Source organism: Paludibacter propionicigenes WB4 (assembly GCF_000183135.1).
In the GTDB taxonomy this organism is placed as follows: domain Bacteria; phylum Bacteroidota; class Bacteroidia; order Bacteroidales; family Paludibacteraceae; genus Paludibacter; species Paludibacter propionicigenes.
In genome coordinates, this window is record NC_014734.1 from 278180 (window position 1) to 290383 (window position 12204).

Here is a 12204-nt window from a genome sequence, read left to right on the forward strand (position 1 = left end):
TTGGATCATTTTACAAAATGCTTTCAAGCCGAGTCTTAAACTCAAAAAGATTTTCCAGCAAACCATCATTTTCATATATTTCCAACTCACTTTTTGAATGAGTTCCGTTGGTTATACCAAAGGAATAAAGGCAACCTGCATTTTTCCCCTCGGCCAGGTCGGACGGTGTGTCGCCAATCTTTATAATCTTTCTAACGTCTGCGACATTACAAAGTTCCATAGCGCGGAAAATCATGAAAGGAGCGGGGCGGCTGGCTATCACCTGATCGCTGCTGATGGATGCATTTATAAGCACGTTGCCTGCGTAATTTCTATCCAAGCCTACATTCCAATTTAGTTTTTGAAGGATGATATCCGTTACTTTACGGTAAAATCCGGTTGTTAGTGCAATCTTGATGTTTCGCTCTTTTAGAAATTCGAATACTTCTAAAGCTCCTTCTGTCGGGATTATGGCTGTGTGCAAATAGTGTGCTTCCAGAATTTCGCGGAAAGCATCATATGAATAATCAATCCGTTTGGCTAAATCCTTTGCCGATGCCTTTGGCAATTCTTTCCTCCACAATTTTTCAAATACATTTCGTTTCGACCATCCCATCATGGCGTTTATTTCGTCGTGGGTAGTAGTTAATCCGGTCTCATTTACAGCTTTGATAAAGCAATCTTCCACTTCATGGTTATCTTTTATGGTGGTTCCGGCCATATCAAAAACGATCATTTCTACAAGTTGTGACATAAGTTGTTTGTTTTTACGAATTAAATAATAGATAAATTACGAGTATACGCGCAGTTGTTGTCGAGTTATTGATTTTCAGATGAGGCACACGTCCGTCGAAAAAAAGTGAATCACCCTGATTCATGGTAATCATCGCCTCACCCAGTTTGTAATCAATATCTCCTTCTACTAAATAGATAAACTCCATACCATCGGTAATGACCATATCGCGTCTTGCATTAGGTTTTAATTCAAGGTAGACGGCACTGAATGTAATGTCTTTAAACGAGTGACTCAGTATGGAAAAATAATGAAAGCCCACCGAATATTCTTTTTCGATAGGTTGATACTCTTCTCTTTTTACAAGGATGTAAAAAGGTGAATTTGAATCAAAATTCATTTGCTCGAAGAATGTCTTCGGATTTTCATCCAGTGCACTTATAATATTAAAAAATACGGGTAATGACGGAATCGTTCGACCATTCTCAATACGCGACAACAGCCCCTTGCTAACTCCGGATTTGATGGCAACCTCTACGAGTTTTAAATCCTTACTAAGCCTCATTTCTTTTATCCGTTTGCCGACAAAACTTATTTCATTTCCATTCATATAGTTTACTAATAGTGAATTTTGTGCTGTTCTTATTTCTACTCGCTGCAAAAATATGAAAAATATATTAGTCCAGATATATAGTTATAAGTTATTCATAACTATGCAACATACTTGTAATATCTAAGCTGTTACTTTGTGCAATAAAAAATTAATAGAGTTTAATATAAGTAAACATGAGCAATGACAGAACATTGAAGGTTGAAGGAGATATAAACCTGACAGAAGCCAGAAAAGACTGGATCGCAGGATTGCAAACAGAGACAATCGAACAGCTGGACAGGGACGCATCGTGGTTTGTTCATCAGGCTATGTCATCGCCTTGCATGGAGGTACTGGAGGAGTGCGAAGGTCCATACATCATTACTGCTTCTGGAAGAAAATTGCTGGATTTTCACGGTAATAATGTACATCAGGTTGGATACAGGCATCCGAAAGTCATTCAGACCATGGTGACAACACTGAATAAGCTACCTTTTTCTCCCCGGAGATATACAAACAATGAGTCCATTCAATTGGCTGAAAAACTTTGCACGATGGTTCCCGGATTAAATCGTGTGCTTTTTGCCCCGGGCGGTTCTGAAGCTAACTCAATAGCACTGAAACTATCGCGGGTTGTAACCGGAAAGCATAAAGTTGTGTCGATGTGGGGTTCTTTTCATGGAGGAGGACTGGATGTGATTTCAGTAGGCGGTGAAGCATCTTTTCGGAAAAGTACGGGTCCGTTGATGTCGGGAGTGGAGCATGTTCCACAACCTGTAAGCTATCGTTCGCTTTGGGAAAACGATCCCGATCAGGACGTGTACGTGGCATATATCCGGCATGTATTTGAAAACGAAGGTGATGTAGGAGCTTTTATAGCCGAAACAATTCGTAACACGGACGTACAAATACCGGTAACAGGATTTTGGAAGAAAGTCCGTGCTTTGTGCGACGAATTTAATGTAACGCTTATTCTCGATGAAATTCCGATTGCATTAGGACGAACCGGAAAGTTCTTTGCTTTTGAGCATTACGGTATTGTGCCTGACATGGTGACTATTGGCAAAGGATTGGGTGGGGGAGTGTTTCCAATGGCTGCGGTTCTCACCAACGAAAAGTACAATGCTGTAGCCGAACATTCGGTAGGTCATTTCACGCATGAAAAATCACCGGTTGGAAGTGCGGCTGCGTTGGCAGTACTGGAAGTGATTGAGCAGAATGGTTTGTTGAGACGCGCGCAAGATTTAGGACAAATTATGCAGACCCGATTGCTCGAAATGCAGGAGCGATTCGAGATGATAGGCGATGTGCGTGGAATCGGACTTTTGTGGGGTGTTGATTTGGTTACCAATCGTGCAACCAAGGAAAGAGCAGTAACAGAAGCCGAGCAAGTGATGTATCGTTGCCTTGAAAAGGGTTTGAGCTTTAAAGTCTCCCAAGGTAACGTGATCACGCTGTCGCCGGCACTTATCATTTCGGAAGCCGAATTGCATCGGGCGCTAGATATTTTGAATGATGCTTTTCAAGATTTTATCCATTAATATTCTAACTGTATGTATTCTATTCAAATAAAGATTCGTAAATGGATGGAGCGTCAGCCCGATTGGGTGTTTGCGCTGGTGGTATCACTTGCTGCCTTTCTCACCTATTCCTGTATGTACGCGTTCCGAAAACCTTTTACCGTAGGGGTTTTCGAAGGTATGAGTTTCTGGGGTGTCGACTATAAAATATGGCTTATCAGCTCGCAAGTAATAGGTTATACTTTGAGCAAGTTTTTGGGAATTAAATACATTGCGGAATTAAAGGCTAATTCCCGGGCTGCATATATTCTGATTCTTGTCGGGATAGCCGAAGTGGCTCTGCTACTTTTCTGGCTTGTTCCGAAGCCCTACAATGTCATTTTCATGTTCTTCAACGGTCTTCCGCTGGGAATGATTTGGGGTGTTGTTTTTAGCTATCTTGAAGGTCGGCGGCTGACTGAATTGTTGGGAGCGGGACTCAGCGCCAGTTTTATTATTGCTTCGGGGGTTGTCAAGTCGGTAGGTAAATGGGTGATTGTCGACTTGCATGTAAGCGAGTTTGCTATGCCTTTTCTCACGGGTTTATTTTTTGCTCTTCCGTTGGTACTGTCCGTATTCCTGCTCGATTGCATTCCTCCTCCTACGGCTGAAGACGAAAGGCTTCGCACCAAACGCCTTCCGATGAACCGAACCGAAAGAAAAGCTTTTCTCCATAAATTTTACTGGGGAATTATCTTGCTGGTAACAACCTATACCTTTCTCACTATTTTCAGGGAGTTGCGTGATAACTTTTCGGTGGAAATTTGGAAATCATTAGGCTACGAAAATGATCCGGCAATTTTTACAGTTGCTGAACTTCCGGTTGCGTTGTTCACCCTGCTTTCATTGGCACTAATCACTTTTGTTCGTTCCAATTACAAAGCTTTTAATCTGATTTTGTTCATCATATTCGTCGGGTTTCTGTTGATTATTGCCGCTACTTTGTTATTTAATTCACATGTAATTGGTGGAACACCGTGGATGATTATTGTAGGCATAGGTCTTTACCTGGGCTATGTGCCATTCAACGCATTCTTGTATGAAAGGCTGATTTCGTCTTTTAAATACATTAGCAATATCGGATTTGTCATTTATGTCTCCGATGCTTTCGGATATTTGGGTAGCCTGGGAGTTACGTTCTATAAAAATTTCTTTAGCTCTCAGATTCGATGGATCGACTTTTTTAGTCAGGCCGGTCTCTGGCTTTCTGTGTTAGGACTCACACTTACCACACTATCCTATTTTTATTTCAGGAATAAATATTATCAATTTAAAACAGACAAAGAAAATGAACAACATGAATTTACCGGAGAACCCCTATCTGTTGCTGACTCCCGGGCCATTATCTACAAGTAAAACCGTGAAGGCAGCCATGTTGCGTGATTGGTGTACGTGGGACGAAGATTATAACCTGAAAGTTGTTCAGGAGATACGGACGCGACTAACTCAGCTGGCTACATCAGCTACTGAGCGGTATTCTACTGTGTTGATGCAAGGTAGCGGAACGTTTGCTGTAGAGTCGGTTATAGGTTCTGCAATACCTGCTACAGGAAAATTGTTGATTATAGCTAATGGGGCGTATGGTCTGCGTATGATTCAAATTGCAAAAGTGTTGAATATTCCGTTCGAAGCCTATATCTTGCCCGAAACCAGTCAACCGGATCTTGCTCATATAAGAAGATTGCTTGAAGAAATACCCGAAATAACCCATCTGGCTGTTGTTCATTGCGAAACTACCACCGGCATTCTAAATCCCGTACGCGAGATTGTTGCTTTAGCCAAAGAATATCATAAAATCACCATTGTGGATGCTATGAGTAGTTTTGGTGGTATTCCGATGGATATCAACGAATGGCAAATTGATTTTCTAATCAGTTCAGCCAATAAGTGCATACAGGGTGTTCCCGGCTTTGGGTTTATTATAGCCCGCAGAGATCAACTGGAAAAATGCAAGAATCAGGCTCGTTCCTTATCACTCGACTTATACGATCAGTGGGCAACTATGGACGGCGGAGGTAAATGGCGATTTACATCTCCCACGCACGCAGTTCGGGCTTTTTTACAGGCTTTGACTGAATTGGAAGAAGAAGGAGGAATCGAAAAACGCTTTGAACGCTACTCCCAAAACCAGAAAACACTTGTGGACGGAATGCGGAAAATCGGGTTTGACGCGCTTTTACCGGACAATATGCAATCGCCGATAATTACTTCTTTTTTGTCACCGCAAGAGAAAGAATACTCGTTTCTGAAATTTTATAATGTGTTGAAAGATAATGGGTATGTGATATATCCCGGAAAAATATCGAATGGAGATACATTTCGTATTGGCAATATAGGCGTGGTTTATCCCTCCGATATGGAAAAGTTGATTGAGACAATACAAAGGATGAAATTCTGGTAAGAAGTTGCTTTTGTTTCTTATTAGTAAACAAATCGCTGATAATGGACAATTGTTTAATTGGAATATAACATCGCATTAATTAGATAGTAATATGTTACGAGTAATTTTGTATCGTATAAAATGTATAATATATACAGATGTTAGACAAAACTAGTAAACTTAAACAGGTATAATTTAAACAGGTAAAATCAATGAGAAATTTAGGAAAACTCACTATGGTGTTGTTATGCACGATTTTTTCGGCTAATGCTCAGGAAGTATTGATTGCCGGTAGAACTCAGACTCAAGCTACTGAAGTTATAAATACTGTCACTAGCGTAAAGCCGACTTTTGAATTTATGTCAACTTCACAGGCTCAATCTACAGAGAATGTAACAGATGAAATGGCTGGAAATCATTTTTTTGGCAATGAAATAGCAAAGAAAATGTATTTATTTAATGACCATTACAGTTATAAAGTGCCTGTTGCTCCCGGTAATAGCGCAACAAAAACAATTTTCCGCAAACCGGAAATCTATTTGTCTGTAAAAAAGATAGAACGCTATTTAAAAAAATCAGTACAAAAAGGAGATTTAAATAGCAATGTAGCACAAAAAGAGTACGACAAAGTGCTTACCATTGCGTTAAATATACTTGACGAGAATACAGATAAATTTGAACAGCGTTTGAAATCAGTAAGTGAAGATGCTCCAAAACTATTGGAAGTCTATCTTTATGAGGTAAAACTCGAAAGTATCAATTAATTTCTAGCCCCTAGGAATCCTAATCACAATCATATTTCGATTAATGTGTTGAATTACATTCATGTAAAAAATTACATGAATTGTGATACGGGATTACCTATGTTTAATCCAAAAGAATATTATAACTAAAAATTAAAAATATGCAAAAAATTAGTGTTTTTCTATTAATTCAATTTTTGCTGTTATATGGAACTTTTGCCTATGCGCAAAAGATGTCCGTACAAGGAAAAATTGTAGATTCCCAAGGGGTAGAATTGCCCGGTGTAAGTATCATGATTAAGGGTAAAAGCATCGGTTCTGTAACAGATGTAAGCGGACGTTTCAGCATTAATGCCACAAAAGGAGACATCCTTACATTTTCGTATATTGGTTACGAAGCCAGTCAGGTTGTGGTTAAAGATCAGAGTGAAATCAGACTTGTGATGAGAGAAACTTCACAGGCGATCAAAGAAGTTGTGGTAACGGCACTTGGTATTGAGAAGAAAGTATCAACGATTGGTTATGCTGTGCAAGAGGTTGAAGGAAAGGATTTAGTAAAGGCGCGTGATGCGAACCCTATAACCGGATTAACCGGAAAAGTGGCTGGTTTATCGGTGGGAGCTTCATCGGAAATGCTGGGTACTCCAAACGTTTTATTAAGAGGTGATAATCTGACGCTGTATGTTGTGGATGGTGTTCCTATCAGTTCCGATACATGGAATATTAGTCCGGATGACATTGATTCATATTCAGTGCTAAAAGGACCGGCTGCAGCAGCATTGTACGGTAGCCGTGCTAAAAACGGAGCTATTCTGATAACTACTAAAAAAGGGACTAAAGGTAAAAAGGGATTAAGCGTTGAATTGAATTCTTCAAATATGTTCGACAAAGGATTCTTAGCATTCCCACGTTTGCAAACAGAATACGGTGCAGGCGAAAACTGTATTTACGCGTTCAGCGATGGTAAAGGCGGCGGTTTGAATGATGGGGACTATGATGTATGGGGACCAAAATTCAGAGGGCAATTGATACCTCAATGGGATGGTGAATATACGCCAAATCAAACATGGACAACTACTTTTGGCGATGTGAAATATAACGGGCACATTAAACCAACGCCTTATTTGTCAAGAGGTCAGAATAATTTGGGCAATTTTCTACAAACAGGATTTCAAACAACGAATAATATCTCTGTGACTAAAAGTGGTGAAGATTATACCATCAGAACTTCGATGTCACATTCTTATCAGAAAAGTATTATTCCGAACATGAGTCTGAATATCACTAATTTCAATGTATTTGCATCTTATAATATCAGTAAGAAATTTTCGATAGATGCCAATTTGAATTTTAATTATCAGTACACACCTAATTATCCCGATGTTAGTTACGGACCGAACAGTTTGATATATAACGTAGCCATTTGGACTGGTGCCGACTGGGATGTGAATGATCCTGCAATAAAAGCTATTTGGCAACCGGGAAAGACAAACACTCAATCATTTTTTGCAGAGTACCAACGTTATCATAATCCTTGGCTCATGACTAATGAATGGTTAAGAGGACATGACAAGAAAGATACATACGGTTATGTTACGGGTCATTACACTATTGATGATCACTTAAATATGAGTTTGCGTACACAAATATCAACTTACAATATGTTGCGCAATGAAAAGATGCCATTTTCGGCACATCCTTATGGTCGTGAAGGTGGGATGGGTGACTATCGCGAAGATCATCGAAATTTGTTGGACAACAATACCGACTTGCAGCTGAATTACAATTATATGTTGGGAGATTTTGTTCAACTGTCAGGTTTGGCAGGAGGTAACATTCGTATCTTTAAATATAACTCCAACTTTACAACCACTGATTATTTGGTTGTTCCCAATGTTTATTCATTTGGAAACTCGTTGAATGCAGTTCAATCTACCAGTTTTGTATCCCGCATGAATGTTTATAGCGCGTATGCTTCTATGGATCTGGATTTTGGTAAATATGCCACGCTTTCGGCAACAGCCCGTGTGGATAAATCGTCGGCTATTGTAAGTAGTAACGATACGTATTTTTACCCAAGTGTGTCAGTGGCTACTTTGGTTTCGGATTACGTGAAACTGCCTGATTTTATTTCGTCGTTGAAGTTAAGAGCTTCGTTTGCACAAGTAAAAAGCGTACCTACCAGCGAAACTGTTGGAACAGCTCCATTTAATACAATTACATCGCTTGGTGGAGGTTCGTCTACAGATATTTACGGTTATCCGCTGGACTACGGAACGAATTATCTATCACCTTACGGTGGTCCCAGCTATTCAATGGGTAATACCTATTCAATATCAAAGTTATACAATAACCAAACTTCAGCCAGTTATACAAACACGCTTTTCGATGCGAATATACAACCTGAAGTTCGTGTAAACTATGAAGAGGGGCTTGATATTAGCTTCCTGAAAAATCGTTTAGGTCTTAATGCAACTGTATTTCAATACTTAGATGGTCCTAAAATTCTACAGAATGTGATTTCGACCACTACCGGATATGATTACAACTATATCAATGCGCTAAAAACCCGCAAATCTGGTATTGAGTTATCGTTTAAAGGAGTTCCTGTTAAAACAAGGGATTTCAGCTGGGATGTTTTAGCTAACTGGAGTAGATTTAAAGAGGTTTATGCAGAACTACCTTCAGGTCAGGATACTTACAATACTTTCTTCCAAAAAGGTGATCGTACCGATAAACTATACGGAGCTGCATTTTACAAAACGAAAGATGGCCAAATTATCCATGACGCTTCAGGTAAACCCCTTGCAATGCAAGTGAGTCAATATCTGGGTAACATGAACGGTGATTTTCAATGGAGTTTGTTCAACAGATTCAGCTATAAGAATGCGTATGTAAGCTTCCAGTTCGATGGCAATGTAGGCGGTGTGATGCTTGATTATCTACACATGAAAACCATGCGTGGAGGAAGTAATATAGAAACAGTACAAGGTGCTTATGGTGTTGCCAGAAGTTTGGACGATCAACATGCGGGAGAAAAAGCATGGGCAGGAGCCTATGTTGGTCAGGGAGTGGTTGTTTCCAATGGTGTAGATATTAAGTATGATACTAAAACAGGTGCAATAACCAATTATGATGCACTTCAATTTGCTCCGAATACAACAGTTACTCAAGTTCAGGACTATGTGAGCAAATATTATGGGGTAAATGAATCAAATCTGATGAGCAAAACTTACGTTAAGTTACGCGAATTGACTATTGGCTATAATTTCCCTCAGGAATGGATATCTCCGCTTAAAATAACAAAAGTATCTCTGTCTTTTGTAGCCAGAAATCTGCTTTATATCTATGGTGATAAGCGTTTTAAAGATGTAGATCTTGATCAATACAATGGGGCTTCAAGTTCCTCGGGTCTCCAAACACCTACTACCCGCAGATTTGGAGTGAATTTAAATGTTACATTCTAATTTTAAATGTATTATAAAATGAAAAAGAATAATATATTAATAGTTACCGTTTCGCTTTTTGTGCTACTGTTTTCGTCTTGCAGTGATTTCAACGAACTCAAGAAAAACGAGAATTTAGCCGGCGCTGTTCCTGCTTCGATATTGCTCAACAATGTATTATACTCGTTGAATGACGAGCCGGAGGGAATGAATGAACGGTGGTGTCAGTACTATTTGATGAATTACGACTATTATGGTAACAACCGTTACGATTTTGGTGGTGGAGATAATTACTATAAGACTCTCAAAAATGTAAAACAAATGGAGACTGAAGCAATGGGCAATCAGGCTTATATTGCACTTGCAGATTTCCTGAAAGCTTACTATTTTACAAAAATGAGTCTTGAAATGGGCGATATTCCTATGAGTGAAGCTTTGGCCGGTGTCAGTAATCTGACGCCAAAGTACAATACCCAAAAGGAAGTATTTGTTCAGGCTTTCCAATGGTTGGAAACTGCAAATTCATTACTGGCTACCGAGATATCCAAAGGAACTACAATTGCCGGAGATATTTATTATGGTAACAACCTAAGCAAATGGCAAAAACTTGTAAATACATTCCGCCTCCGTCTGCTTATTCATTTGAGCAAGAAAACGTCGGACACAGATTTGAATGTAAAACAACAATTTGCTAAAATAATAGCCACTCCAGCTACTTATCCAATTATGACGAGTGCAGCTGATGATTTAAAATTCACCTATTTGTATCCAAGCAATATGTACCCACGTAATCCGGGAAGCTATGGATACAATGCTACGCGCGAAAACTGTTCGGACACTTATGTTGGTTTACTCACTAAATTGCAAGATCCGCGTGTGTTTATAACCTGTGAGCCGGCACAAGCTTTGCTTTCTACCTATTCTGCTACTGATTTTAATGTATTTAAAGGTGCTAATCCGGGTGAAGATCAGGGTATCATGTACACAAAAAATACGAATGGACAATACTCTATGATCAACAGATATCATTTTTATAGAACCTATACAGGTGAGCCTACGTTGGAAATTAGTTATCAGGAGCTGTGTTTTAATATTGCCGAAGCTATCAACAGAGGTTGGATTACAACCGGACCATTGGGAACTGCCGAAGATCATTATAAAGCCGGCATTAAAACTTCCTGGGCATTTTACAGTATTCCTTCTTCGGGAGCAATGAGCGTGTATTTTATGAAACAAGGATCGGGAATAAGCGATGCTTCGCCTTATAATACTTACTCTGTAAATGTGGATTGGGATACGTATTATAATCAATCGACGGTAAAATATACCGGTAATGATAATACAGGGCTGACTCAGATCCTGCAGCAGAAGTATCTTGCATTGGCATTCCACTCAGGATTAGAATCTTACTTCACTTACCGTCGTACTGGAGTTCCAACCTTTGAAACAGGTACAGGTACAGGCAATAACCAGAAAATTCCTGTTCGTTTTCAGTATTTCGATAGCGAAAAAACAGCAAATACAGCAAATTATAAAGCCGCTATATCGCAGTATAACAATAACGACGATATCAACGGTGTAATGTGGATTTTGAAATAAATACAGAATTAATTTAATCATTAATTAAAGAATCTAATGAAAAAAATATTATTACAATTTCTTATTTTATCAATGAGTATTTCACTCACAGCCGGAACAAAAACCAAAACTCAAAACATCATTTTAGTTACAATTGATGGCCTTAGATGGCAAGAGCTTTTCAATGGTGCCGATTCATCATTCCTTCATAATAAACAGTTAGTAGAAAATACCGGAAAATACGAGAAAAGATACTGGAACGACAACCTTGCTGAACGACGCAAAATGTTGTTGCCATTTATTTGGGGAACGGTAGCCGAACAAGGTCAGATTTACGGTAACCGCACTAAGGGTTGTTTCGTGAATGTAAAGAATCCGTATTGGTTCTCGTATCCGGGATATAATGAAATCCTTACCGGTTTTGCCGATGAGCGTGTCAATTCAAATGAATTTGGTCCAAATCCCAATGTTGGAGTATTTGAAATGATGAACAAATCAGCAGAATTCAATGGACGCATAGCTGCATTCAGTTCATGGGATGCATTTAACGACATCCTCAACGAAAAGAGAAGTGGTCTTTTGGTGAACGCTGCATTTGACAATATGGACGGATTAAAAAGCGGCAGCAAGCTGGAACTTCTGAATGAGATGCAAACAGAACTGCCCGATGTATTTGACGGTGTAAGGCTGGATGGGGTAACATTCAATTTGGGCTTTGAGTATTTGAAAGAGAAAAGTCCTCGTATTCTTTATCTGGCTTTCGACGAAACCGATGATTTTGCTCACGGTGGAAGATACAACGATTACCTTAATTCTGCTCATTACACCGACGACTTTCTGAGAAAATTATGGGATTGGGTGCAACACAATCCTGCTTACAAGGATAAGACAACCTTACTTGTTACGTGCGATCATGGACGTGGTGAAGGTCCTAAAGGATGGAAGGATCACGGAAGCAACACAGCCAATTCAAGCCAAACATGGTTTATAGCTATGGGTCCGGATACTCCTGCCAAGGGTGAGATTACCAGTGGGCAATACTATAATAATCAGTATGCGAAAACTATAGCAGCCTTGCTCGGTTTTGATTATAAAACTGAAAATCCTGTTGGATCAGCCATAGATATGGTTTTGGGAAAGAAAGCAGGTGAGAAATAATATCATGTAATCCATGGTTAATAAATAAAAGCAAAT

General features: G+C 39.3%; 9 protein-coding genes. 7 read left to right on the forward strand and 2 right to left on the reverse strand.

Annotation, left to right across the window (positions count from 1 at the left end; translation table 11 throughout):
• Positions 1-10: 10 nt before the first annotated feature.
• Together PALPR_RS01140 and PALPR_RS01145 are read right to left on the reverse strand one after the other, a co-directional pair.
• On the reverse strand, positions 11-733 hold the full coding sequence (locus PALPR_RS01140; protein WP_013443756.1) for an HAD hydrolase-like protein: 723 nt from the start codon (positions 731-733) through the stop codon (positions 11-13).
• Positions 734-746: 13 nt separating this feature from the next.
• Positions 747-1322 (reverse strand): helix-turn-helix domain-containing protein, encoded by a 576-nt coding sequence (locus PALPR_RS01145; protein ID WP_013443757.1) that lies wholly within the window; start codon positions 1320-1322, stop codon positions 747-749.
• 176 nt (positions 1323-1498) lie between these two features.
• Here PALPR_RS01145 and pbfA point away from each other — a divergent pair, with 176 nt between their 5' ends.
• The 7 genes from pbfA to PALPR_RS01180 all read left to right on the forward strand — a co-directional run bounded on the left by pbfA (position 1499) and on the right by PALPR_RS01180 (position 12168).
• On the forward strand, positions 1499-2845 hold the full coding sequence (gene pbfA / locus PALPR_RS01150; protein ID WP_013443758.1) for a (R)-1-hydroxy-2-aminoethylphosphonate ammonia-lyase: 1347 nt from the start codon (positions 1499-1501) through the stop codon (positions 2843-2845).
• Between the two features lie 12 nt (positions 2846-2857).
• Positions 2858-4219, forward strand: coding sequence for a DUF5690 family protein (locus PALPR_RS01155; protein ID WP_013443759.1), 1362 nt, complete (start codon positions 2858-2860; stop codon positions 4217-4219).
• Positions 4161-5264 carry a 2-aminoethylphosphonate--pyruvate transaminase gene (gene phnW, locus PALPR_RS01160; protein ID WP_013443760.1) on the forward strand — a complete coding sequence of 368 codons (1104 nt, stop codon included), beginning with the start codon at positions 4161-4163 and terminating at the stop codon, positions 5262-5264. Before PALPR_RS01155 ends, phnW begins: the two co-directional genes overlap by 59 nt.
• A 191-nt stretch (positions 5265-5455) precedes the next feature.
• Positions 5456-6007: a hypothetical protein gene (locus PALPR_RS01165; protein WP_013443761.1), complete on the forward strand. Its 552-nt coding sequence runs from the start codon at positions 5456-5458 to the stop codon at positions 6005-6007.
• 140 nt (positions 6008-6147) lie between these two features.
• On the forward strand, positions 6148-9453 hold the full coding sequence (locus PALPR_RS01170; protein WP_013443762.1) for a SusC/RagA family TonB-linked outer membrane protein: 3306 nt from the start codon (positions 6148-6150) through the stop codon (positions 9451-9453).
• An 18-nt stretch (positions 9454-9471) separates the two neighbouring features.
• Entirely contained in the window at positions 9472-11031 is a 1560-nt protein-coding gene (locus tag PALPR_RS01175) for a SusD/RagB family nutrient-binding outer membrane lipoprotein (RefSeq protein ID WP_013443763.1), read from the forward strand.
• A gap of 36 nt (positions 11032-11067) precedes the next feature.
• Positions 11068-12168: a sulfatase-like hydrolase/transferase gene (locus PALPR_RS01180; protein ID WP_013443764.1), complete on the forward strand. Its 1101-nt coding sequence runs from the start codon at positions 11068-11070 to the stop codon at positions 12166-12168.
• Positions 12169-12204 lie beyond the last annotated feature (36 nt).